Origin of the sequence: Nostoc sp. (assembly GCF_036917095.1) — a bacterium.
Lineage (GTDB): Bacteria > Cyanobacteriota > Cyanobacteriia > Cyanobacteriales > Nostocaceae > Nostoc.
Genome location: NZ_JBALFH010000032.1, coordinates 62,021 through 85,397, shown reverse-complemented (window position 1 = coordinate 85,397; position 23,377 = coordinate 62,021). Strand labels below are relative to the sequence as shown.

The window sequence follows — 23,377 nt, the reverse complement described above, 5'->3', positions numbered from 1 at the left end:
ATTGCGACTCTTATTTGAAAATTTTATTATCTCCAGAAGCGCGAATTAATTCAGCTACAAGAGCAACGATCGCAGATACTGAAATCAACATCACACTGAGAGCATTAATATCAGGCTTAACTCCTGTTCTAATCCGGCTAAAAATTTCCATTGGCAGAGTGTTAGAACCGCTACCAGCAGTAAAACTGGAAATAAGAAAATCATCTAAGCTGAGAACAAAAGCTAAAAGACAACCAGCTATAATCCCAGGCATTAATTGAGGTAGCAATACTTTGATAAAAGCTTGCATTGGTGTAGCACCTAAATCTAGTGCTGCTTCTTCTAAGTGAGGATCTAAATTAGTCAGTCGGGAAGCAACCACAAGTCCGACATAGGCCAGACAAAACACCACATGGGCTGCAACTATCGTCCACAAACTTAAAGGTATTGCAAACGCTGCTAGACATACTAGGGTAGCCACTGCGATCGCAATATCGGGAATAATCAATGGTAGATAAGCAACACCCCGATACAATTTCTTCCCAGGAAATTGGAAACGCGCCAACCCAACCGCCATCAAGGTTCCCAGCACTGCTGAGATTGCCACTGCACAACCAGCAACTATCATACTGTTTTGCAAAGCTGATAAGATGCGATCGTCACTGAACAACTTGCGATACCAATCAAGAGTGAATCCTTGCCAAGTTGCACTGTAGGGCGACTGATTGAAGCTATAAAAGCCAAGTACCAGTATGGGCAGGTACATGAATACAAATATCAGCAGTGAGAAAACCGCTTGCCATGAGACATGCGGTTTTTTGAGAGACGAAGAGGTATTCACGTTTATATGTGATTTTTCTTGATAGCAACACAAAATATCATATTTATTGTAATAAGTCAATGATTTAACTCTCTTCATCTCCCTTTTGCCTGCTAGTGCATTTAACTAGTGGAAGGGGCAAGACTTGCTAATCTAATTCGTAACTAAGTTTTCTAACTGGGATTGAAACTCCGCCACAAAACTAGCAGAAGACGTTAGCTCTCTTGACTGAAAGCATCAGAACTAGTGGTCTGTCTCATTAAATTTGAAGGGTTATAAAAGTTCGTAGTAAGGACTTTAGTCCTTGATTTGAGCGATAAATCGCTCACTACAAACCATTCATAACTAATGTGACAGACCACTAATGCAGCACGGTGTAAATCCAGCTAATATCTCAATTAACCAGCCAAGTTGCTCTGAGCAACTGGTTAAAGCTAGGCAAACTTCCGCCACTGTCTACTAGTTAATTGTTACCTTTAAGAACTTGGATAGAATTTTTGAGAAAAATTGCTACTTTTGATTTCAAACTACCTACATTACCAAAATCTATCCTTTGGGCAGCTACGGGTTATCCTTTAGATACGGAAAGCCCCCCAAAGAGTGACTACACGCTTTATTCTTTAACTAACATTTGAAAATAAGATAATTGATTGACAATATTAGAGCTTTTTCGCCCATTTTCATCATTTAACTCAGATTTTGACGATTCTATCAATTTATATTTATCAAAAAATCTGTAATTTAAATTGCACCAACTCACCAAAAGTTAATAAATAAGAATGGATTTACCTCTTTAGGAGTGGGTAATTTCCGTACTAGGATAGAAGAAAAATATAGGAATAAGAGCATAAGATTTAAAGGAAATAGTTAACAACTTTAATATCTGAAGTTACTTTCTGATGCAAAGTGAATCAATTACAAGCACTAAACAACAGAAAGAAAAAACTTCTAATTCAAATTTTATTTGTCAGGAGGTTTGTGATGCGAATTGCTCAAGTAGCTCCACTGTGGGAAAGAGTTCCACCTCCAGGTTATGGTGGTATAGAGTTAGTAGTGGGGTTACTAACTGATGAATTAGTCCGGCGCGGACACGAAGTAACTTTATTTGCATCGGGAGATTCTATTAGTCTGGCAAAACTAGTCTCAGTTCATCCCCGTGCCCTCAGACTCGATCCAACTATCAAAGATTACAGCGTTTACGAAATGCTAAATCTAGCTTCGGTGTATGAACGCGCAGAAGAGTTTGATATTATTCACTCTCATGTGGGGTGTGCGGCGCTGGCTTACGCGAATCTTGTCACAACCCCTACGGTTCACACGTTGCACGGTATTTTTACCCCTGATAACGAAAAATTGTTCAGTTTTGCTAAAAAACAACCTTATGTCAGTATTTCCGATTCACAACGAGAAGCAAGATTAGGGTTGAACTGTATAGCAACGGTTTACAACGGAATTGATGTTAGCAGTTATAAGTTTCACGCCCAACCAGAAGATCCACCCTACCTGGCGTTTTTGGGTCGAATATCTCCAGAGAAGGGAACGCACCTAGCAATAGAAATTGCTAAAAAAGCTGGTTGGCATTTGAAAATGGCAGGTAAGGTGGATGTCGTTGATGTGGAATACTTTGAGAAGGAAATCAAACCGCATATTGACGGCGAGCAAATTGAGTATTTGGGTGAAGCAAACCACGATCAAAAAAATGCTCTGATGGGAGGTGCGGTAGCAACTCTGTTCCCGATCACTTGGCGGGAACCCTTTGGATTGGTAATGGTTGAGTCAATGGCTTCCGGTACGCCAGTGATTGCGATGAAATTGGGTTCTACTGAAGAGATTGTTTCCCAGGGCAAGACGGGTTTCCTCTGCAATAATACTCAAGAGTGCATCACTGCTATCGATCGGGTAACAGAGTTAGACCGCTATGCCTGTCGCCAGCATGTCGAAAATCTTTTTAGCATTGAGCACATGACTGATGGCTATGAGGCAGTTTATCAACAAATTCTAGCAGAACGATTTTCTCGGAATGGGCATTTCCGCAGTTTGACTAGTTTAGGTAGCAGCCAAATTTAAGCCAATTTTAAATATGGCATTTGCGCGATTTTAGATTGTTTTTAACTAGGTAGAATACAGATTCTTGTAGGGGCGTACAGCTAACTGTGCGCCCTTACCAAGTTACGCGATCGCTCCATTTTTCCACAGTTCTAGCACTCACTCCTGGAACTCGTTCTAAATCTTGTAAAGATGTAAACTTTTGCTGTTGACGGCTAATAATTATCCGCTGTGCTAACTTCTTACCCACACCAGGGAGAGTTGCTAATTCTTCCACACCAGCAGTGTTGATATTTACTTTTTGAATTGTTTGTACCTCGGTTGATGAAGAAGTTTTTATCTGAGGACACCGTGTTTTTTCTAATTTAATTTTTTCTTGAATTGCTGGTGGTAAACCGGGTTTAACTTTGCTATAAAGACGAGCAAATTCTCGCACATAATGGGCAGCAACGATGGGGCTTTCAACCACTACAAGCGTCTCATCATTACCATTATTGGCAGCATCAGACCAATTATGAGAACCTGTAATTACTGTTTGACTATCAATAACACCAAATTTGTGATGCAATAAATCGCCTTTGGGTAAAACAGGTACACCTACAGTAGTAATTGGATCTGACCAAGGATGGTTATCAACTTCATATTTACATTTGTTACTGAGAGCAACCCCCATCATATCTAATGCTTCGCTATAAGGACGATAGGCAAATTGTGGTTCAATTAAAGCGCGAATTTGCACAGTTTGTTGATGGCGTTTTTCTAAAATATTGGCAATCCGCTGTTCGGAAAGGACAAATAACGCCATATCAATAGATTTGGTTGCTGAATCTAAATTTTTACCAATTAAACCATTACTACTGTTACTCCAAGGTTGAGTTGGAGAAGTAGGTGAAAATTGCACAGTAATTTGGCTTGTTCCTAAAGTTATTTGTTTAGGTAAACGCATCGGCTTTTGCAACCCAAATTTACTATCTGGCTGACCTCCCGGCCCATCTCCCCACATGATATTAAACTCTTCTGTAAATGAAGATGCTAATTCTGGGCTATCAATCTGCAATAAATTATTTGCATTGCCTAAACTGCTAGAATTTGTAAAATCACCAGAAGTATCACTTAATGTAAAATTTGCCGAAGTGATAATTACAAAGCGATTGTCCACAATCACAAATTTATGGTGCATCAAACTGCTACCCGCCGAACCATCTGCTCGATCGTCTATCCAGGGGATTTTGGCATTTTGTAAAATTATCAAAGCATCTCTTTGATTAATTTCTGCTGGACTGAGTTGATTATCTTGGTTAATATCGATAAATTTGCGAAATTCGTGATAGCGTTCCTGTTCTCTTTTATCTAATTTATTTACTTCGGTAGATGTTAAGCTACTCCAAGGTCGGCTATAGGTATTTTCTAAAATTATCCTGACTTTTACCCCAGCTTTCTGTTTATCAACCAATGCTTGGGCAACTCTGGGTAAACGTAATTCTTGCACCCCCACATCTACTGTAGATTTAGCCTGCGTAATCGCATTGACAATTTGTTTTTCTAAATCATCCCCAAGGCGAGTTTGCTGACGATAAGCTTCTTTGTATTCTGAAGACTCAGAATGGTTAAAGTAAACTTGAACTAACGGGTCTTGTGGTAAGGGGGCTGGCCGCTGATTGTAGGATTGGACTCGTTGACAACCAGCGAGGGAAAATGTCAGTAAAAAGATATATAAAAAATATCTTTGTCTAGAGATAAGTTGCACTGTAATCTGTTAAAAGGGGATTGGGAGTGGACATATTTATCATTCCCAAAATTTTGTGTACTGAGTTAACTAGAGAAGTAGCTTTCCAAATAAAGGGAAAAATCCACTGCTACAGGCAGAATTACAAATATTTTTTCAGATTTGTCCACTCAAACTGTATATGCTGACAAGATCGGCAGCTTATTACTAGCGTGTGTTCTCACCATTATTCAGTTATATGCAAATTTATCTAGATTACAGTGCCACTACTCCCACTCGAAAAGAAGCGATCGCAGTTATGCAAACAGTCCTCACGCAACAGTGGGGCAATCCTTCCAGCCTACATGAGTGGGGACAACGCGCTGCAACCGTTGTAGAACAAGCCAGAGTCCAAGTTGCTGGACTGATTAACGCCGCCACTCCTGAATCGATCGTTTTTACCTCTGGCGGCACTGAGGCAAATAATCTTGCAATTATGGGTGTGGCTCGGTTGTATGCTGTACCTCAACATATAATTATCTCCAGTGTCGAGCATTCCGCAATTTCTGAGACAGTACGGTTGCTAGAAATGTGGGGTTGGGAAATTACGCGCCTATGTGTAGATGTTAAAGGCAGAGTCAATCCCCTAGATTTAAAAGCCGCATTGCGACATAACACAGTTTTAGTTTCTATAATTTATGGGCAAAGTGAAGTTGGAACTGTGCAACCGATCGCAGAACTGGGTAAGATTGTGCGATCGCATGGTGCTTTGTTCCACACAGATGCGGTGCAAGCTGCGGGACGCTTACCTATAGATGTGCAACAATTGCCTGTAGACTTACTTAGCCTTTCCAGCCATAAAATATATGGGCCGCAAGGCGTAGGGGCGCTATACCTGCGTCCTGGTGTGGAATTGATGCCCTTACTGGGTGGTGGTGGGCAAGAAATGGGGCTGCGTTCTGGTACGCAAGCAGTACCGATAATTGCCGGTTTTGGCGTAGCAGCAGAATTAGCAGTCGAAGAATTAGCTACAGAAACACCACGGTTAATTGAGTTACGCGATCGCGCTTTTGCCCAATTAGTTGAAATTCCTGGTTTAATTCCTACGGGGGATGGCTGCGATCGTTTACCTCACCATATCAGTATGTGCCTAGAATACGCCGATGGGGAAAAATTGAGCGGTAAAACCTTAGTACGACAGCTAAACCTTGCTGGCATCGGCATCAGTGCTGGTGCTGCTTGTCACAGTGGTAAACTTAGCCCAAGCCCGATATTGTTAGCGATGGGTTATTCCGAAAAAGCTGCTTTGGGTGGAATTCGCATCACATTGGGGCGTGATACTACCGAAGCTGATATAGATTGGACGGTAATGGTATTGAAGCAAGTTTTGCAAAGGCTAACACCGGATTTATCTTTAGTTAAGCGTTAAATTATTGGCAACGCTACTAAGATTTCAACCGTGTAAAATTATATGTCAAAAATTAACCAGATCCAAAATGAACTACGGGAACAAAGCGGTGAAAAGTTCCAAAAGATTGCCGATGCTTACCTTCACAAAAAAGGATATGAGCAGATTAATCCCCTTGGATCTGTAATTGGCGCTGACAAAGTGAGGACAGGAACTCCTGATACATTAGTAGTGCTACCTAATGGAAAGTATGTCTTTGCAGAATACACAACAGAGAAGAAAGGAGTTGCTCAGAAATTTAAGAAAGACCTCGACAAGTGCTTTTACGTAGAGCAACTTATTCAGGGATTACGGGAAGAAATTGAAAGAGAAAAGAAGCGGGACTTCATGCACGAATAGGTTATGAAATACTAGCTAATTTAAGGACAAAAATACCATGAACACTGCAAAAATTATTACTGATGGCACTCACCAAATCGTCATTTTGCCCGAAGACTTTCAACTTGCTGGGACTGAAGTTTATATCAAAAAAATTGGTAACGCCATTGTCCTGATTGCCAAAGACAACCCTTGGGAATCCCTCATTGATAGTCTAGATAATTTTTCTGATGACTTCATGAGTACCAGAGATCAGCCACTCCTCGACACCAGAGAGAGCTTCTAAATGCGATACCTGCTTGATACAAACATTTGCATTTACCTGATAAAGCAAAAACCCCAAAAAGTACTGGATAAATTTCAAACCCTTAGCATTTCTGATGTTGGTATCTCCTCTATCACCATTGCCGAACTAGAATATGGAGTTGCCAAAAGTCAACAGCAAGAAAAAAACCGCATCGCCCTGATACAATTTCTGCTACCTCTAGAAATTGTCGAATTCAATCAAGCATCTGCAACGATTTACGGCAGCATCAGAAGCGATCTCGAAAGTAGAGGACTTATTATTGGTGCAATGGATATGCTCATTGCTTCTCATGCGCTAAGTTTAGGAGTTACCCTCGTTACCAATAATGTGCGAGAGTTTTCTCGTATTCCTACGCTTCTACTAGAAAACTGGGTTGAGTAATTGTGAGTAGTCTACGTGTGACGACATTTCCTTGCTCCCCTATGGGAAAGCAAGCTACGTGCAGCATCTCTGAACAGGGGAAACAAGTGTACGCTTTTACCACAATCATTTTGCATCTCTACAACAAAATTCATACATCTAATCAGCAACGCCGCCGAAAGGGTTAAACAAGTCTTTTCCCAAAAGGTAATATTTTGAGTCATAAAGGAGTTCAAGCATGACTTATTTTCATTACTTTTGATTAAGGCTTTTCTTGAATGAGTAAAACCATCATTGGAATTGGGATGTTTCTTGGCTCTACGATTGGTAGCTACATCCCTGCATTGTGGGGTGGAAGTTTGCTATCGTTCACCTCGATATTCTTGGGCGTCATTGGTGGCCTTGTGGGGATTTGGCTTGGGTATCGCGTATCAAAATATCTAGGTTTTATCTGATCGGTACTCTATGTTACTGTCGCTGAAAGCCTTAAAAGAGTCTTTTACCAACAGGTAAAATTTTGAGTGTATGTTCTATGCGATCGCACTTCTTCAATTAGGAGGTGAAGCACCTTTGTGTTTACTCCTATGAACTTTTATCCTCAACTTCAACAGCAGATCGAAAAATCGGCAAGTAGTCAGCGAATCTCGACTGAGCAGTTTGTTTTGCTTATTTTCTCTGCTACCCTCTAGAAACACTGCTGAAAAATAAACCCACCAGTCTTTTCCCAAAGAAAAGCCAATCCAACCAAAATATAAGATGAATAGCTACTATTACCCAAAATACAACTTGGTATGAAACCTTGCTACTTTTGTGGCGTAATCTTCGTTGGGCGATAAATGCCCCTAACCATCCACCCATGAATTCACATAAATGTAATGTCTTTTCTGGTACTCTCCAACGCCCCTGCTTTGCACGAGATTTATCATCCGCATACAGTATAAAGGTAAGAAAACTCATTACAGGATAGAGAATCAGAGGAATTGGGTTGAAAGTCGTCAATGTAAAATGCATTGCTCCTAAACCTGGTAAGAAAGATAAGAGTAATACTTCAAATATTAAAGAAGATTTAGCTTTAGGCTTGAATGTTTCTTTCTCTATTGCAGAAGATGAGGCTATCGGCATAGGTTTGGATACAACTCCCTCAATAAAGGCGTTGCAAGCATGAATTTTTCCGTCTTTATCAACCGTTAGCTGATAGCAAATCACATCACCAACTTGTGGACGATGATTTATTTCTTTGAGTGCAGTGATATGAAGAAAAACGTCTTGACTGCCATCACTGGAGCGGATGAAGCCGAAACCCTTGTCATCCTTCCATGTTGTTAATTTACCTTTACGCAAAACAGGTTTCATGAAAGACCTTGCTATCAATACTTCATTTTAAGGTTCCCATATCAAGATCGAGTAATTCATATTCAAATTTAGCAACGCCCAAATCAGAGCTAATACTGAAACAATGGAAGAAATACTAGAGTGACATATAAACTATGAGCGAACTACCCAACAGTCTTGAAGATGCGATCGCCCAATCTCGTGTAGCCGTCCAAGCTGCCCTTGCAGATGGCTGTAATCGCATACAAGTTGAGTTCCTGTTCCCAGAACTCAAGTTTATGCCGGTGGCGGAACAATTTCTGCCGCTGTTTACAGAATATGATTCCCGTTTGAAGATTTTCTTCGCTGACGCGGGTGCTGCGGCCCTAGCCCGCCGCGATTGGGCTGATGCACCATTTCAAATTTTGGATATTGGTACGGGAAGGGCTGCTTCTTTGCAGACAAAAATTCAGCCAGAGGATGAAATTTTCTTGTTCATCGCCCCTACTTCCGTAGAAGTACCGCAGCTCGAAAAGTTATGTCAAGAAATAGGCGATCGCCCTTTAGTCTTGTTAAACCCCCGCTTAGAAGATGCTGGAACTGTGGGCATTGGTTATACAGCCAGAAAAATCCGCGATCGCTTTCTCAGTACCATTGAATCTGCCTATTACCTGCGCCCTGTAGACGATGAAAGCGCCCTATATCGCTGCTACCCAGGACAGTGGGAAGTTTGGCTGGAAATCGGCGGCGAATATCAAAGAATTGCCGAATTACCCACAAAACCATCGGGTGATGAGTTGGATCTCATCTTCATGAAGGGACAACCGCAAACGACAACAGATGCAACGCCTGCTGCGAAAAAGCCTAATGTGTTTAAGAGTTTGCAACGGTTCTTAAAGGCTTTGAGTAGTTAGGAAAAAACAGAGGTAGCAGGAGGAAACTTTCTCATCTGCTGCCTCATTTTGAGTTTTTTATCCATAAACTTGATGCAGAAAAGACTGTACATGGTGCGACATTGCCAAGCAGTTGCACAAGAAGCTAATGCGCCTCTTACATCACAAGGCAATCTCCAAGCGATCGCTCTTGCTGATTTGTTATTCGATTTTGGGATCGAGCGGGTTATCTCCAGTCCATTCATTAGAGCATATCAGTCAATTACTCCCCTCGCCGAACGTCTGAGTCTCTCAATCGAAATTGACAATCGACTTACCGAGCGCGTGCTGTGTGCAACACCGCTTGCTGACTGGCGCGAACGATTGGCTGAGTCTTTTACCAACCTTGATTTATATCTAGATGGTGGTGAGTCAAGTCGTGGTGCTATGGCGCGTGGGATAGCCGTAATTGATGAAGTATTGCAACAAGAAGCAAACACAATTGCGATCGTCACGCACGGCAATTTAATGGCGCTGATTCTGAAGTATTTTAACGATCGCATTGGTTATGCTGAATGGGAAAAATTAAGGAATCCAGATGTGTTTCGCGTCCAGTTTTTCAACGGTGCGACACACGTAGAGCGAATGATATTTTTATAAGTAATTTAGCAACAAGCCTTTATCCCACAGCATAATCTGTATACTGCCGGATGTAAGGCGGGTGAAATCCAACTAAAATATCTTGTTTTGTTACTCCCATCGCTACCAATTGCTTGCCAAAGAGACGCGATTAATCGCGTCTCTACAACTTTTTTAATTCGCTTGCAATGGCGCATTTAACACTTTTTCAATGCGATCGCGCGTTTCTAATAAGTGCGCTTTGGTGTATTCATCATCTGAATTAACCTCCTTGAGTTTCTCATCCAGTTGTTTGAGTTTATACCAAGCCAAAGTGCGAGCATCTTCTGGAACAGATTCTTTTCGCAACACCATACCACTCAAGATATCCAGGTATTGCCGTTGCAAGCCTCGCCGCAAACTAGAAATCTTCATTGGTTTACCTTTTGGTTTGATTACTTCTGTCCAGATACCTGACTGCAAAGTGTCAAATAGTTCCGGCAGAGTCAGTGCATTTTCTGCCTTCGTTTTGAGTTCAAGATCCTTGAGGCGAGAGAGGCGATCGCCTGAGAGTAAATCCCGCAACACAGAACCCTGCATCAACAGCACCAAGTCATGAATTGGAAAATCCAAACGACCAACTCGTGGAGAACTACCCCAATGTCGCCAACGGGAAGGTGCTAATTTATTCAGTAGTTCTGGTGAAAAACTCAGGGCATCTTCTGCAAAGACATACTTTTGCAGCGTCTCTAAAGCTTGGCGTTGTTGTTCAACTGGTACTGGTTCAAATGGTAATCGGTGTTGGCGGACTTCAGAGGGTATTTCGCTGGGATGGATACGATAGAAAGACTGTCCCCCGATATATTTTGTGGTGTAATATATTTGCTGGAAATAGTTACCCAATACTGTGCTAAAACGTTCGCTCACATCGCTGAAACTATCACCATCCATTGGGTAACGCTTATCGAGACGTTCCCACATCACCCGCGAATTATTCAATTGCCACTGAGAATAAAGCAGGACATTGCCGCTGTTATCCCAAGCATCAGCAGTTGGGTCAAGGTCATACACATCTTCATCTGTAGAATAACTCAATTCTGGCTTGTAGGATTGTGCAGCAATTTCCTCCAAAATTGGCTTTTCTGCTATGGGACTTGATGTCTGAATTGGTACGTAACCGTACTTAATTGCCCATTCATCATAAGGCCCCACCATACTGGGAAAATAATCTCCCTGTTTTGTCCCTTGAGGGGCAATATTTGGAGGAATATAATCCATTACCGAAGTTGTCAAACCTTTAGTTTTAGTAATTTCCGTATTATTCATCTCATCTGGCGGTAGCAGGGTACTACCGCGGAAATTATGGCGTAAACCAAGAGTATGTCCAACTTCGTGAGCGATGATTAAACGTAAATATTGATTGATATATTCTTTCACCTGGTCTGGAGTGGCCATAGTATCTGGCAGCAGTGACATTGCTAGCGAACCAAAGGCAAACTGGTTAGCAGCTTCCATCCCGTAGCATAAATCGTACTCGCCTGCCATTTTCGATAAACTATTCAATAACCCCTGTTGCCCTTGCACCTGCTGGGGTACACCATTATTTTTTGCATCTAAACCATTGGCGCAAAGTAGACGATTTTGCATCAAAGCTGATAAAGTGGTGCGATTTTCTGTTTGGCTGGGTTGGATGATTTTGCGATACTCATTCTTGAGTACCCGGACAAAGCTGGCATCTACGAGAATGTCTGCATCCAAAATTTCCCCAGTTAAAGGGTTAACACGGGATGGCCCCATTGCAAAATAACCATCAACTGTGTTAATCCAGCGAATCGTGTTGTAACGAATATCTGCTGGGTCCCATGTGGCGTCATCGGGCATTTGGCGGACTTCAATTGCATCTTTAAATCCAGCTTGCAGAAAGGCTTTGTTCCACATTAGGACGCCTTCTTTCATGGCATCGCGATACTCTAAAGGCACAGCGTTATCAATCCAGAAGACAATCGGTTTTTTGGGACGAGAAATGAGTGCTTTTGGGTCTTCTTTTTCCAAATTCCAGCGATTGATGTAGCGGACAAAAGAATCGCCGCGATCGTCTTTGGATACATCTTGGTAGGCGGTGATGAAATAGCCGATGCGATCGTCAGCAAGGCGCGGTCGATAATCTTTATCGGGTAGTTGGGAGAGACTATAGTGGACGCGCAAGGTATAACCACGGTTGTCAGCTAACGACGCAAAGTTTGCCACTTCACTGTCACGACCAGTGCCCCCAGTGAAATTTAAAACTGACTCAATTTCTAAGTTTTGGGGAAAAGCTTTAGCAGTACCAAAATAAGATTGGTCAGTGGTTTTTGGGACTCCTAAGCTTATAGATAATCCACCTAAATCTGTTAGTAACAAATCGCCTAAGTCGATGAGAAGAGTTTTGCGTTGTGGATGAATGCTTTTAATGGAAATGGTGTAGAGAACAGAGTCACTAAAGGATCGCGCCAGCGATCGCGCTTGAGGATCTCCATCGCGAGTGCGAAAATTGACATTGCGAATGACAAAGTTTAATTTATCATCCACCCGCTGGAAATAAAACAAAAAATCTTGTAAAGGCATACCACTGTAAATACCCCGTTCGCCAATGCCTGATTCCAGGGTTGCCGTAGCTAAATAATTTTTATTGAGTTGCTCTGGCTTAATTTCTAAATAAATTTTATTCTTTTCTTTATTGCGATAAAGGGTAAACAATCCCCCAGATTTTTGGGTGTCTTTGATGACTTCATCAAATGCCTCTAAATCATCCTTTTCTGTTGGTTTTTTGCTAGGCTTCGGCTTTTCTGCGGCTTTTGCCAGTTGCCAAAATGGTTGCTCCCCAGCTTTTTTAAGGTCTTTTACTGCCCAAACAAACGGTTGAGGTTGTGCGTCTTTATTTTGATTAACTACCCAAACTTGCCCTGATGGTAGCCTCTGTTTCTGGGGAATATTAATATTCTTTAGCGATAACGCTGAGATTTCAGTTGAAGAAGTTTCTCTCGTTAACTGACTATTAGATTTCTCCCCACTTCTTGCTGTCACTAAGGCTTCTCTAACCTGCACAGCCTTATGGTTGGCTGAAAATTCTGCATCAATTCTGTTAACAGGCGGTGACTTGGCGCTAGCCGTTGCTATTCCTAAAAACAAACTATGTAACAAAAACATATAAAAAGTTAATCTGTTCTTCATCCCATGTATCCCCGATAATTATCTCGCAGTTAATTTTTAACTTTTGCAAAGCTAGGTAGCCTGATTTATGCCGATTCTCTCAGATGCTTGAAATAAAGCAGCAAAGTTTGGACTTCAATTGTAGTTGCAATTTTTCAGCTTTGTTACGCTGTTGTACTGAAGGATTTTTTCTAACAATTGCGTCTCTGATAAATAGTAAATATTATTTTTCCATCAGACTAGTAAATAACTGGGTAAAAAAGTAGAAAAAATTAGCCAAAAGCGGAAAATTACTTGATTTTTGAAATAAATTTTCCGATGAAACTTGATTTGCATCAAGAGAAGAAGCTTGAGGTTACTACGGGTTAGCGAGAAGCCGCCCTCCAGGAACGTCCTCGGTATAGCCCATCGTAGACATCGCCAACCCATGAGATTTTTCGTGTAGTATTTATTGATACTATTAATTTTTGACAATGATAAGCAAACTAGCACAAAAAAAATTTTAGTTCAGGATTATCAAAACAGTTATTTAAATGTAACAACGGACACAGAAATGTCAACATATTTATCTCAAGTCTGGCAACTGCTGAGAAATTATGTGAGAGGTACAACTTTAGAAGAGATGCCAAAGACCACATCAGTGGAAACCGAAGCAGTTTTACCTCTAGGAAAAAGTATTAAAGAAGCAGACAAAAGTGTTAAATTTGCTCCAGATAATTTGCAGGATGATTTATGGTCGCAAAGACTGCAAGATAGCTTAGAAAAATGGACAACATCAAGGAGTAGTTTGACTTCTAAGATAGGCGATCGCATATCGGGCACGCTACTATCAGAATTCTCCTTTAGAGTGTGCGATCGCCAGATGCACGAAGAGATTTATGATTTACTGGGCAATGGGGCGCTGAAACCAGAAATAGTCAACCAAGTAATGGAATTGGTTGTGACTGGTAAGAAAATTCGCCCAGAACTGCTTTTCTGGCGTCTAGAAGATTTTTATCGTCGCTGGTGTCAAGGAGAATTTATCGATGGGACACCAGATGATAACCTACCTCAGAAAACAAAGTTAAAGCTAGCGGCCCAAAATATTGCGATCGGGCTAAGACAGGTAGACATATATACAGGGCTGAACGTCCTGATTTTACTGTTAGAGTTACACCGCTACGCCCAAGAGCGAGATGAACTCAAACAAAAAATCATCTTCTATCCATCTGCTCAACCAGACACAGACAATTTTTTCACATCCCAACTGCTGCGGATCGTTAACTATAGCGATGCCCTGGAAATTGGCAATTTTAGCAGTATAGTCGGGCAATTCCTCAAAGGCGGCAACTTTAAGAGTGCTTACCTGGGCGATGCCAACCTTACTGGCGCAGATTTTCGGGGTGCTGACCTCAGCCTTGCTTATCTCGGCGATGCCAACTTAACTGGCGTAAACTTCAGCGGTGCAAACCTTAGCGGTGCCAACCTCGGCGATGCCAACCTCAGCGGTGCTAACCTCAGCGGTGCCAACCTTAGTGGTGCCGACCTTAGCAGCACCAACCTCAGCGGTGCTAACCTTAGCTGTGCCAACCTTAGCCGCGCCGACCTCAACCGCGCCGACCTTAGCAGCGCCGATCTCAACCGCGCCGATCTCAACCGCGCCGACCTCAACCACGCCGACCTCAGCAGCAGCAACTTTAGCCATGCCGACCTCAGTAACGCCATCCTTTTCGGTGCGAATCTGAGTGAAACCAACCTCCGCAGCACCAACCTTAACCATGCCGACCTCTGTCGCGCCGACCTCAGTGGTGCTGATTTGAGTCACGCCATCCTCAACGGTACTAACCTTAGCGACACAATTCTTTTCAGTACCAACCTTAGTGATGCCATCCTCATCGCCGCTGACCTCAGCTATGCCAAACTCAACGGTGCCAAGCTTAACAATGCCAGACTCAACGGTGCAATGTTCTTAGGCGCAGACCTCAGCGGTGTAGACCTGAGTCGGGTAATCCTCAACGAAGCTGACCTGAGTGGGGTGATTCTCAGCGAAGCCAACCTAAGCGGTGCTGACCTCACCGACGCTATTCTTTTCGGTACAGACTTCAGCTATGCCAACCTTAATAGTGCTAACCTCAGTGGCAGTAACCTCAGTGGTGCTATCCTCAATGGTGCGGATCTCAGCCACAGCAACTTGAGTTACGCCATTTTGGGTGGTGCTGACCTCAGCGACGCCAACATGGCAAAAATGACCTGGGGTAAAAAGCAGCAGTGGGAAGATGTGCGGGGATTAGAGACAGCAGTGAATGTGCCGGAGGCGTTGAAAGAAGAACTGGGATTGAATTGAGATGAGGGGAAGAGGAAAAGCCAAGCTTTGAACACTACCTTTCGAGTTTCAATCTCAAAAGATGAGTATATGAGCTTGAATAATGAACTCAGAAATAGCTAATGTCTAAATTATTAGCACGATGCGATCGCTTTTTCTTTCCCTCCCTGTCCTCTGTTCGTTAGAGGGCTATTCCCGCTTGCTAGAGTGTGAGTAGTTCACGTAAAATATAGTGCCATTGTTGCGGCAGTTCTCATGACCTCATCTGCGTCGTTTGACACATTAGAGTCTTTATCGGCGGATATCGCTGAATTGATGGCTCGTTTACCGACATTAAAAAATCGGCAATTTATTCAGCAAGCACTTGCTACTATTGTTCGTCTAGCTGATACCGAAATTGAGCGTCTCGATTGGAAAATATTGTCGGCCGCGTTAGCAGATATGGAGCGCGGTTTCCAGCTTTTTTATGATTACCGACACGTTCGCAAAATCACCATCTTCGGTTCTGCTCGTCTAGCGCCAGATACACCAGAGTACCAAATGGCCCTTGAGTTTGCTCGCACTGTTTCTCAATTAGGATTCATGGTGATGACCGGCGGTGGCGGTGGGATCATGCAGGCGGGTCATGAAGGTGCTGGGCGGGAAAATTCTTTTGGATTAAACATTCAGTTACCCTTTGAACAGGAAGCAAACCCGTTTATAGAAGGCGATCCCAAGCTAATTCACTTCAAGTATTTCTTTACCCGCAAGCTGTTTCTCCTCAAAGAAAGTGATGCTGTAGCCTTGTTTCCGGGAGGTTTTGGCACTCAAGATGAAGCTTTTGAATGCATGACATTAAGCCAAACTGGTAAATTTGGCCCAGTACCTCTAGTTTTAATCGATCGCCCTGGTGGTGATTACTGGCGGTCTTGGAGCGAATACATTGATAAGCAACTAGTGCAAAATGGTCTTGTCAGTCCTGAAGATCCCAGCCTTTACACGGTGACAGACAACTTGGATGTGGCTTGTGATGCCATTACTCGTTTTTACCAGGTTTATCACTCCTGTAGATATGTAAGTGATAAGTTAGTCATCCGCCTGAAGACAGATATATCAGACGCTCAGGTCGAGCAACTCAATGCTAATTTTAGTCAAATTATTATTCAAGGACGGATTGAAAAAAGTCAGGCATTACCTCAAGAAGCACAAGATGAAACTGTTGGACTACCCCGCCTCGTTTTGTACTTCAATCAACGCGACTTGGGGCGCTTATATCAGATGATAGCCACAATTAACCGGATGGGTACTCCTTCACCAGAGGATGCAGCGCATCCAGAAAGAAAGTAGGTGTAAAACGAGGCAAGGGAGGAGGGGGCGGGGAGCAGGGGGAAAGACTGAGACGGAGCTTGTACTGTGCCCCAGTTCAAGCGGACAAAGAAGGACGGGGCAACTCTAGGAGACGCTTCGCAAACGTACCCGTGTTTCGCTTTGCTCCACGCTCATGGGAAGGGCTTGCTCCCCCAGCTAAGAGCTTCCTTCCCCCCTGCCTCTTCGGTGAAGAAAGGAAAGGGGGAGAATGTTGAATCACTTTCCCTTTCCTTGCTTCAAGGTTATAGAATAATACGCTTGGTGTTAGCGATATTTTTGCCCCGGAAGATGCCCCAACCCTCCTTTTGAAGGCTACGGTGGTATACCACAAGTCTTCTAACATTGCTCCATAAGCTTTTGCTCCCCTTGGGTTATAGAATTGTGTCACCGATAGCGTCACAGCCCGTCGTAGACATCGCCAGTTCCGGAATCAGGCTAACGGCGTAATATCTCCATATATAAAAAAGTCTGTTATAAGTATTTTTATCAAAAATCTCATCCGGCTATCTTCATGAGCAATGGGCATTTTGGCATTATCAAAAAAGCCGCGAAAACAATATGATTCACCCTACTTACAGATGGGAAAAACAGCAGTTATTATGGCTCAATACTGATTGCCGTAAAAAAACTTGTATATTAGCACAGTAAACAAATTATCAAATCCTAACAGAGGAATAAAAAATGCTGGAATTATTGGGTTCAGGTTTGGTGTCGCTTTGGCTGGAAATGGCTGGGGTACAAATCAAGCCTCTAGATGCCTTAGATGCACTAACTTGGCAAAGTAGCCCTGGCTTGGTTATTGCCCCCGATCCAAATCCAGCGGGGGCGACTACGGTGCAGGAATATCTGAAAAAGCTCATAACATCAAAAGTAGTGGCGCAAAACCTGGCTGAGAGTCAGGGAATTTGGATGCAGTCGGGGCCGATGCTGATGGCAAATCACCAAGGTACAACACCTCTGCCGGCTGCTTCTTTAACCAAAATTGCCACTTCACTAGTTGCTTTGAAAACTTGGGGGCCAGATTACCAATTTGATACTTTGGTAAGTGTGACTGGGCCAGTGGTAAATGGAGTTGTACAGGGCGATTTGGTCATTACAGGCCGTGGCGATCCTTTGTTTGTTTGGGAAGAAGCGATCGCTCTTGGTAATAGTCTCAATCAAATGGGCATCAAGCAGGTAAAGGGAAATTTGATCGTTACTGGCAGTTTTGCCATGAATTTCCAACGTCAACCGATGCTGGCCGGTCTGATGCTCAAGCAAACACTAAATCGTGCCACTTGGGGCCGCCCCGCTCTTTACACGTACTCAATTATGCCCAAGGGAACGCCCAAGCCTCAAGTTGTCATTACAGGTGGGGTGAAAGTTGAGGCGCAACCAAACTCTCAACAAACTTTGTTACTGCGTCATCGCTCATTGCCCTTGAAGCAACTGCTCAAGGAGATGAACGTTTACAGTAACAACGATATGGCAGAGATGCTGGCAGACTCAGTAGGGGGAGCAACTGTGGTGCAATCAACCGCTGCCAACCTTGCGAGGGTGCCACAAGTAGAAATTCAGTTAATTAATGGTTCTGGACTGGGGCCAGAAAATCGCATTTCTCCCAGGGCTGTGTGTGCCATGCTGATGGCTATTCAAGTTGAGGCATCTGCCCATCAACTGAATTTAGCTGACTTGTTCCCGATGTCTGGATTCGATCATCGGGGGACACTACACACCAGACACATTCCCCTGGCAACTGTGATCAAAACTGGCACTCTCCGGGATGTGAGCGCCTTAGCGGGAGTGATGCCCACACGCGATCGCGGTTTGGTTTGGTTTGCCATTATCAACCGAGGGACAAATGTCTGGGGTTTGCGGACTGGACAAGACCAACTATTGCAAAGTGTTGTAAAACAATTACAACTACCTTTGACTGTTCCTACTGCCCTCACTCCCCACTCAGTTATCAATTCTTTACCCCTGCTAGGTGCAACCAGTCGGAATGAAATTTTCTTCAAAAGTTAGTTCATCGCCTAGAGCCTTCATCTGACAAGGTTTTGAACCAAAACTGAGCATGGATATCCACTACCCCTTATCTCCTTTTATCGGTGTCACTACCTTGAAAGGTCTAGTCTTATTAGCAATCCAAAAGTTTTATTGATGGGTAAAAACCGAACTTCTCAAGGGTAAATGTCCATAATAGCTTTTGGGTTAAATTTTCTATTAAGTTGATTACAGGTAGTTCGCAAAATGCCCTAACTCCACTATTGGGGAGAGCAAGCGGAGCCTGAAGTAAAAAGCCAACGTCAATTTTGTAAAAATAACTGTAAATAGATTTGTCACGACTAAGCAACAATTAGGCTTATAAATTAGGTTGTGATTATGCGATTTCTCAAATTACCTCGGTCTCTACGTCAACTCGGTTCTCATGTTTTAGCGATCGCGCTAGGAGTTTTGCTAACCGTTAGCACATTGCAGGTGTTGCCCTCCCAAGCCGAACCAGCACCCACAAGAACTACTGGAGATACTTCACAACTAATTGCTCAACGGCAATCACCAGCCACTGGTGCTATAGGTAGCAGTAGCTTTGTCACAGCAGCAGTGAATCGTGTTGGTTCAGCAGTTGTCCGCATTGATACTGAGCGGACAATTACTCGCCGCGTCGATCCATTTATGGAAGATCCTTTTTTCCGGCGGTTTTTCGGTGACGGTTTCTCCCAACAGATGCCGCCTTCTGAGCAGTTACGCGGTTTAGGCTCAGGTTTCATTATTGACAAGAGCGGCTTAGTTATGACTAATGCTCATGTGGTCGATAAGGCTGATAAGGTAACAGTCCGACTCAAAGATGGTCGCACCTTTGAAGGGAAAGTTCAAGGTATTGATGAAGTCACAGATTTGGCAGTAGTCAAGATTAATGCTGGTAACGATTTACCAGTAGCGCCCTTGGGTTCTTCCAGTAATGTACAAGTAGGAGACTGGGCGATCGCAGTTGGTAATCCTTTAGGATTTGATAATACCGTTACCTTGGGAATTGTCAGTACCCTCAAACGTTCCAGCGCCCAAGTCGGCATTAGCGACAAACGCTTGGATTTCATTCAGACAGACGCTGCTATTAACCCAGGTAACTCTGGGGGGCCACTATTAAATGGCCAAGGTGAAGTGATTGGGATTAACACAGCCATTCGTCCTGACGCGATGGGTATTGGGTTTGCCATTCCCATCGATAAAGCTAAAGCGATCGCCGCCCAACTGCAACGTGATGGCAAAGTTGCTCACCCGTATCTAGGTGTGCAAATGCTAACTTTGACACCCGATCTCGCCAAGCAAAATAACACCGATCCCAACTCTCCTATCCAGATACCAGAAATCAATGGTGTTTTTGTCATGCGAGTTGTTCCCAATTCTCCAGCGGCATCTGCGGGTATCCGGCGCGGGGATGTAATTCTTCAAGTTGATGGTAAAGCTATTACCAGTGCTGAACAATTGCAAAACGTTGTGGAAGACAGTCGTCTTGGTCAAGTATTACAGTTAAAAGTGCAACGAGGTAATAAGACAGAACAGCTTTCAATACGCACAGCTGAGTTGCAAAATGCTTCATAGAGGTGGACATCTTTTATTGGTGCCAAAGTGAAGAAGCCACCCACAAGGGATGGGGCTTGAACCTTCTCTGAAAAATGTCAACTTAAGCGTGGAAGAAAGATAGTAGGGGCGCACAGCTAGCTGTGCGCCCTTGCTGCGCTTTATCTGCAAAGGAGATCCGCTACCATACCTGAATAAATATAAAAACTGGATAACTTTTGTGGCATCCTACTCCCCTTTAGCAATGCTCTGCCAAGGAGTCTAAATCACCTACCAACAGCTAATATTAGACCTTCATGGGCTAATATTGCTTCAGGAAAGGCAGATTTAATATCGGCTTGAACCTGGTCAAGAAAATCATCATGGTCATCTGGGTGATGATGAGAAATAGCTAGCCGTTTGACGCCAGCATTCAGAGCCGCATTCACCGCAGCTTGCCAAAGTAAATCAGCAGAGTCATGGTTGTGAGATGTCGGGGGAGTGTAAGTGGCATTGGCAATCAGCAAGTCAACGCCTTTAATGAACTGTAAAATCCGCTCTCGCTCCACTAGATCGGCATTCTCGTGCAAATCCGTGACGTAGGCAACACTATACTCTTGCCAAGTCACTCGGTAGCCAACTGAGCGCTGAGTTTGATTGATTAATGCAGTTGTAATGGTGACATCATCGAGCTTCACGTCACTGTCTGGAGTCAGATTGTAAAACTGTAATTCCGACTGCATTACCTGTAAAGGGTAAGGAAAGTGTGGCTGGAGCATCTGATCGTACAGACATTGTTTGATTGAGGCTCCATTTGAGGCAGCTGTGCCGTAAATGTGGAAACAATTTTCCCCAATAAATGCGGGAGCAAAAAAGGGAAAGCCTTGAATTCGGTTTGATTGGCAGTTGGTAAAAAATAAATGGGCTTCTAGTGGCTGTTGTAGTTCTTGCCAAGTTTTACCCAATATGCGTAAGCCAGTACCGCCATCAAAAATCAAACGTTTCCCAGCTACATGCATTTCTACACAAGCGGTATTACCCCCATAAAGACTAGTGTTGCTACTTGGTGTGGGAATCAAACCTCTTACACCCCAGAATTGCACGAGAAATTCACCTGCTGGGCTACTTGGCAGGGTAGATGACTTTTCAGGTATGTAGCTCTGGGAACCCGACGACTCAAAATTTGACATTTTCCTTGAAATTAAACCTTACTAAGCAAGTCATCGTAGCGCCGTACTTCTAATAGTCGGTTTTTTTCGTCCACAATGACTACTGTAGGAGAGTAACTTTTTAACTCTTCTGGAGTGAACTGCCCGTAAGTCATTATAATCAAGCGATCGCCAATAATGCCTAGACGTGCCGCACCCCCATTTAGCTCAATTACTCCTGAATGGGCTGGAGCCGGGATCGCATAGGTAATAAAGCGCTGACCGTTGGCACTATTAACCACTTGCACCTGCTCATAAGGTAAGATACCAGCTTTTTCTAAAAGGATTTCATCGATGCTGATACTACCCACGTAGTTGATATTCGCCCCTGTGAGGGTGCAGTTATGAATTTTTGCCAAAAGGAGAGTCCGCTGCATTTTGGTTTGAGGTTGGTAGCAGTTTTTGCGATCCGTAACAAGTGAAAGTTATAAGTAGAGACGCGATTAATTGCGTCTGTGAGGAGTTAGGAATAAAAATTCATAACTCTTAACTCCTAGCTCCTAACTCCTAACTGCTCTATTATCCTCTATAAGCTTTGACGGATTTCTCTACTAAAGCTGCAACCTTATCCACATCTTGCCAACCAAGAATTTCTGTCACCTTTTTTTCCAAATTCTTATAACTACGGAAAAATTCAGCAATTTCATCTAAGCGGTGTGGTGCTACGTCGTTCAGGGATTTGACCTGAGTGTAGCGCGGATCTTTGTCAGGAACACAAAGGATTTTCTCATCGCGATCGCCACCGTCAATCATCTCCAAAAAGCCAATCGGTCGTGCTGCAATAACACAGCCAGGAAAAGTCGGCTCGTCAATTATGACCATACCATCTAGGGGATCGCCATCATCAGCCAAAGTATTGGGTACAAACCCGTAGTCATATGGATATTGTACTGAGGAATAAAGTACTCGGTCTAGAGCAAAAGCTTCTAGTTCCTTGTCGTATTCGTATTTATTTTTACTTCCGCCAGCAATTTCAATCAGAACGTTGATTAGACCCGGTTTCGGTTGGGCAGGAATACGAGATAAGTCCACAAAAAACTCCTCTGATAACAGTGAATCATGGGGGCACTCAGTCAGCTTCGCTCCCCGTGTAGAATTTTAGAGCAATATGGATCTCTTCCCAAGGTATTCATTCCACGACATGGGGGATTGAGCAGAAGAGGAAAGGGAGCAGGGGGCAGGGGGCAGGGGAGAAAGATACTGGAATTCTCCAGCAACTTTTGGGTTTTATACCAATTTAATGTGAAGTTGCACATATCTTGATCCCCCTAAATCCCCCGATAAATTGGGGGACTTTGAATTCCCCCCTTTTTAAGGGGAGCCAGCGCGGTCTTGGGGTCTCCCCAAGTGGAGCGACTGGCGTGGGCTAGGGGGGATCGAATTCTATGCAGCTTCAGAAAGAATTGGTTTTAGAGCAAATAAATTTATTTATGCTCAATGTTTTATATTTATTTCAAGCGTCAAGTGCCATAAGAAATAATGAGTCCAAGGTTTCTGCCGCGCTAAATTTATTTATGGGGTTCTCCGCTCTTGCTCCCTGCTCCCTACTTAGCCAAAAAATGGAAAAAGCGTTGCGAGGAAACTTCGCAACGCTTTTTCCAAGAGGCTATTATTGATCTCTCCCGCCCTTGATTGCTGCTGGAGGGATTTGGATTTCTGCCCCTATTGTGTCAATACAACTGAAATCTGGAGTCACACAATACAGATTCAGCTTATTCCTGATGAACTACATTTTCCTTTTTTGTAGCTCTCTTGGTGGTAAAATGCTATTGGAAAGCTTTATCAATCTTTACTTACTTGTAGGTTTTGGATCGGGAGTTGCTGGTTATCTTGAACATTAGTTGAAGAATAGTGGGCGATGACAAATACGGGTAAGATGAGAGTTAACAGAGCGATCGCAGTTCCCACAATGTCTGCCAAACGTTGGGAATATGTGTCGGTAGAATTGGCAGACTGGCTATTTGAATTCATACAAAATTGAAGTTTTTCG

Annotated in this window: 21 protein-coding genes; 12 read left to right on the top strand and 9 right to left on the bottom strand. The window is 43.3% G+C overall.

Annotated features, from left to right (window positions below; all coding sequences use genetic code 11):
- Nucleotides 1-10: 10 nt before the first annotated feature.
- A complete protein-coding gene (locus V7L01_RS16295) occupies nt 11-820 on the bottom strand; it encodes an ABC transporter permease (protein WP_335036415.1) in 810 nt (269 codons plus the stop codon).
- Nucleotides 821-1,780: 960 nt separating this feature from the next.
- Here V7L01_RS16295 and V7L01_RS16290 point away from each other — a divergent pair.
- Nucleotides 1,781-2,866, top strand: coding sequence for a glycosyltransferase family 4 protein (locus tag V7L01_RS16290; protein WP_335036412.1), 1,086 nt, complete (start codon nt 1,781-1,783; stop codon nt 2,864-2,866).
- 94 nt (nt 2,867-2,960) lie between these two features.
- Here the strand turns inward: V7L01_RS16290 and V7L01_RS16285 are convergent, their stop codons facing one another.
- Nucleotides 2,961-4,592: a DUF655 domain-containing protein gene (locus tag V7L01_RS16285; protein ID WP_335036410.1), complete on the bottom strand. Its 1,632-nt coding sequence runs from the start codon at nt 4,590-4,592 to the stop codon at nt 2,961-2,963.
- A gap of 217 nt (nt 4,593-4,809) precedes the next feature.
- On the opposite strand from V7L01_RS16285, the gene V7L01_RS16280 reads away from it, so the two are divergent.
- Genes V7L01_RS16280 through vapC form a run of 4 tightly spaced genes read left to right on the top strand, consistent with a single transcriptional unit; the run spans nt 4,810 to nt 7,024 of the window.
- Nucleotides 4,810-5,979, top strand: a complete 1,170-nt coding sequence (locus tag V7L01_RS16280) for a cysteine desulfurase family protein (RefSeq protein WP_335036408.1) — start codon at nt 4,810-4,812, stop codon at nt 5,977-5,979.
- Between the two features lie 42 nt (nt 5,980-6,021).
- Nucleotides 6,022-6,357 (top strand): hypothetical protein, encoded by a 336-nt coding sequence (locus V7L01_RS16275; protein ID WP_335036406.1) that lies wholly within the window; start codon nt 6,022-6,024, stop codon nt 6,355-6,357.
- Nucleotides 6,358-6,394: 37 nt separating this feature from the next.
- The gene (locus V7L01_RS16270; RefSeq protein ID WP_335036404.1) at nt 6,395-6,622 is read left to right on the top strand and encodes an antitoxin; all 228 of its coding nucleotides are present in this window, start codon (nt 6,395-6,397) and stop codon (nt 6,620-6,622) included.
- The gene (vapC, locus tag V7L01_RS16265; RefSeq protein WP_335036402.1) at nt 6,623-7,024 is read left to right on the top strand and encodes a type II toxin-antitoxin system tRNA(fMet)-specific endonuclease VapC; all 402 of its coding nucleotides are present in this window, start codon (nt 6,623-6,625) and stop codon (nt 7,022-7,024) included.
- A 657-nt stretch (nt 7,025-7,681) separates the two neighbouring features.
- Here the strand turns inward: vapC and V7L01_RS16260 are convergent.
- Complete coding sequence (locus V7L01_RS16260; RefSeq protein WP_335036400.1) at nt 7,682-8,356, bottom strand: cold shock and DUF1294 domain-containing protein; 675 nt, start codon at nt 8,354-8,356, stop codon at nt 7,682-7,684.
- A 134-nt stretch (nt 8,357-8,490) separates the two neighbouring features.
- On the opposite strand from V7L01_RS16260, the gene V7L01_RS16255 reads away from it, so the two are divergent.
- Nucleotides 8,491-9,228, top strand: a complete 738-nt coding sequence (locus V7L01_RS16255; protein ID WP_335036398.1) for a DUF1995 family protein — start codon at nt 8,491-8,493, stop codon at nt 9,226-9,228.
- A 72-nt stretch (nt 9,229-9,300) separates the two neighbouring features.
- Nucleotides 9,301-9,846 (top strand): histidine phosphatase family protein, encoded by a 546-nt coding sequence (locus V7L01_RS16250; protein ID WP_335036396.1) that lies wholly within the window; start codon nt 9,301-9,303, stop codon nt 9,844-9,846.
- Between the two features lie 19 nt (nt 9,847-9,865).
- Here the strand turns inward: V7L01_RS16250 and V7L01_RS16245 are convergent, their stop codons facing one another.
- Together V7L01_RS16245 and V7L01_RS16240 are read right to left on the bottom strand one after the other, a co-directional pair.
- Entirely contained in the window at nt 9,866-9,955 is a 90-nt protein-coding gene (locus V7L01_RS16245; protein ID WP_335036394.1) for an element excision factor XisI family protein, read from the bottom strand.
- Between the two features lie 44 nt (nt 9,956-9,999).
- Complete coding sequence (locus V7L01_RS16240; protein ID WP_335036393.1) at nt 10,000-13,014, bottom strand: zinc-dependent metalloprotease; 3,015 nt, start codon at nt 13,012-13,014, stop codon at nt 10,000-10,002.
- Nucleotides 13,015-13,546: 532 nt separating this feature from the next.
- Here V7L01_RS16240 and V7L01_RS16235 point away from each other — a divergent pair.
- The 4 genes from V7L01_RS16235 (at nt 13,547) to V7L01_RS16220 (ending at nt 20,221) form a co-directional block, all read left to right on the top strand.
- Nucleotides 13,547-15,316, top strand: coding sequence for a pentapeptide repeat-containing protein (locus tag V7L01_RS16235; RefSeq protein WP_335036392.1), 1,770 nt, complete (start codon nt 13,547-13,549; stop codon nt 15,314-15,316).
- A 234-nt stretch (nt 15,317-15,550) separates the two neighbouring features.
- Nucleotides 15,551-16,621, top strand: coding sequence for an LOG family protein (locus V7L01_RS16230; protein ID WP_335036390.1), 1,071 nt, complete (start codon nt 15,551-15,553; stop codon nt 16,619-16,621).
- 702 nt (nt 16,622-17,323) lie between these two features.
- The gene (locus V7L01_RS16225; RefSeq protein WP_335036389.1) at nt 17,324-18,646 is read left to right on the top strand and encodes a D-alanyl-D-alanine carboxypeptidase; all 1,323 of its coding nucleotides are present in this window, start codon (nt 17,324-17,326) and stop codon (nt 18,644-18,646) included.
- Between the two features lie 357 nt (nt 18,647-19,003).
- Entirely contained in the window at nt 19,004-20,221 is a 1,218-nt protein-coding gene (locus V7L01_RS16220; protein WP_335036388.1) for an HhoA/HhoB/HtrA family serine endopeptidase, read from the top strand.
- 245 nt (nt 20,222-20,466) lie between these two features.
- Here V7L01_RS16220 and V7L01_RS16215 read toward each other — a convergent pair whose 3' ends face one another.
- The 3 genes from V7L01_RS16215 to V7L01_RS16205 all read right to left on the bottom strand — a co-directional run bounded on the left by V7L01_RS16215 (nt 20,467) and on the right by V7L01_RS16205 (nt 22,419).
- Entirely contained in the window at nt 20,467-21,369 is a 903-nt protein-coding gene (locus V7L01_RS16215; protein WP_335036386.1) for an MBL fold metallo-hydrolase, read from the bottom strand.
- An 11-nt stretch (nt 21,370-21,380) separates the two neighbouring features.
- Nucleotides 21,381-21,764 carry an aspartate 1-decarboxylase gene (gene panD / locus V7L01_RS16210; protein WP_292767098.1) on the bottom strand — a complete coding sequence of 128 codons (384 nt, stop codon included), beginning with the start codon at nt 21,762-21,764 and terminating at the stop codon, nt 21,381-21,383.
- Nucleotides 21,765-21,906: 142 nt separating this feature from the next.
- Nucleotides 21,907-22,419, bottom strand: a complete 513-nt coding sequence (locus V7L01_RS16205; RefSeq protein WP_335036384.1) for an inorganic diphosphatase — start codon at nt 22,417-22,419, stop codon at nt 21,907-21,909.
- Between the two features lie 353 nt (nt 22,420-22,772).
- Here V7L01_RS16205 and V7L01_RS16200 point away from each other — a divergent pair, with 353 nt between their 5' ends.
- Nucleotides 22,773-23,003, top strand: coding sequence for a hypothetical protein (locus V7L01_RS16200; protein WP_335036383.1), 231 nt, complete (start codon nt 22,773-22,775; stop codon nt 23,001-23,003).
- Nucleotides 23,004-23,169: 166 nt separating this feature from the next.
- Here V7L01_RS16200 and V7L01_RS16195 read toward each other — a convergent pair whose 3' ends face one another.
- A complete protein-coding gene (locus V7L01_RS16195) occupies nt 23,170-23,358 on the bottom strand; it encodes a hypothetical protein (protein ID WP_335036381.1) in 189 nt (62 codons plus the stop codon).
- Between the last annotated feature and the right edge of the window lie 19 nt (nt 23,359-23,377).

Bases quoted from the DNA above. Each gene is read 5' to 3' on its own strand.
- panD (WP_292767098.1), bottom strand. From the start codon at position 21,764: ATGCAGCGGACTCTCCTTTTGGCAAAAATTCATAACTGCACCCTCACA.
- V7L01_RS16290 (WP_335036412.1), top strand. From the start codon at position 1,781: ATGCGAATTGCTCAAGTAGCTCCACTGTGGGAAAGAGTTCCACCTCCA.
- V7L01_RS16250 (WP_335036396.1), top strand. From the start codon at position 9,301: ATGCAGAAAAGACTGTACATGGTGCGACATTGCCAAGCAGTTGCACAA.
- V7L01_RS16280 (WP_335036408.1), top strand. From the start codon at position 4,810: ATGCAAATTTATCTAGATTACAGTGCCACTACTCCCACTCGAAAAGAA.
- V7L01_RS16225 (WP_335036389.1), top strand. From the start codon at position 17,324: ATGCTGGAATTATTGGGTTCAGGTTTGGTGTCGCTTTGGCTGGAAATG.
- V7L01_RS16235 (WP_335036392.1), top strand. From the start codon at position 13,547: ATGTCAACATATTTATCTCAAGTCTGGCAACTGCTGAGAAATTATGTG.
- V7L01_RS16270 (WP_335036404.1), top strand. From the start codon at position 6,395: ATGAACACTGCAAAAATTATTACTGATGGCACTCACCAAATCGTCATT.
- V7L01_RS16260 (WP_335036400.1), bottom strand. From the start codon at position 8,356: ATGAAACCTGTTTTGCGTAAAGGTAAATTAACAACATGGAAGGATGAC.
- V7L01_RS16275 (WP_335036406.1), top strand. From the start codon at position 6,022: ATGTCAAAAATTAACCAGATCCAAAATGAACTACGGGAACAAAGCGGT.
- V7L01_RS16220 (WP_335036388.1), top strand. From the start codon at position 19,004: ATGCGATTTCTCAAATTACCTCGGTCTCTACGTCAACTCGGTTCTCAT.
- V7L01_RS16195 (WP_335036381.1), bottom strand. From the start codon at position 23,358: ATGAATTCAAATAGCCAGTCTGCCAATTCTACCGACACATATTCCCAA.
- V7L01_RS16255 (WP_335036398.1), top strand. From the start codon at position 8,491: ATGAGCGAACTACCCAACAGTCTTGAAGATGCGATCGCCCAATCTCGT.
- V7L01_RS16200 (WP_335036383.1), top strand. From the start codon at position 22,773: ATGCAGCTTCAGAAAGAATTGGTTTTAGAGCAAATAAATTTATTTATG.
- V7L01_RS16215 (WP_335036386.1), bottom strand. From the start codon at position 21,369: ATGTCAAATTTTGAGTCGTCGGGTTCCCAGAGCTACATACCTGAAAAG.
- V7L01_RS16230 (WP_335036390.1), top strand. From the start codon at position 15,551: ATGACCTCATCTGCGTCGTTTGACACATTAGAGTCTTTATCGGCGGAT.
- vapC (WP_335036402.1), top strand. From the start codon at position 6,623: ATGCGATACCTGCTTGATACAAACATTTGCATTTACCTGATAAAGCAA.
- V7L01_RS16240 (WP_335036393.1), bottom strand. From the start codon at position 13,014: ATGAAGAACAGATTAACTTTTTATATGTTTTTGTTACATAGTTTGTTT.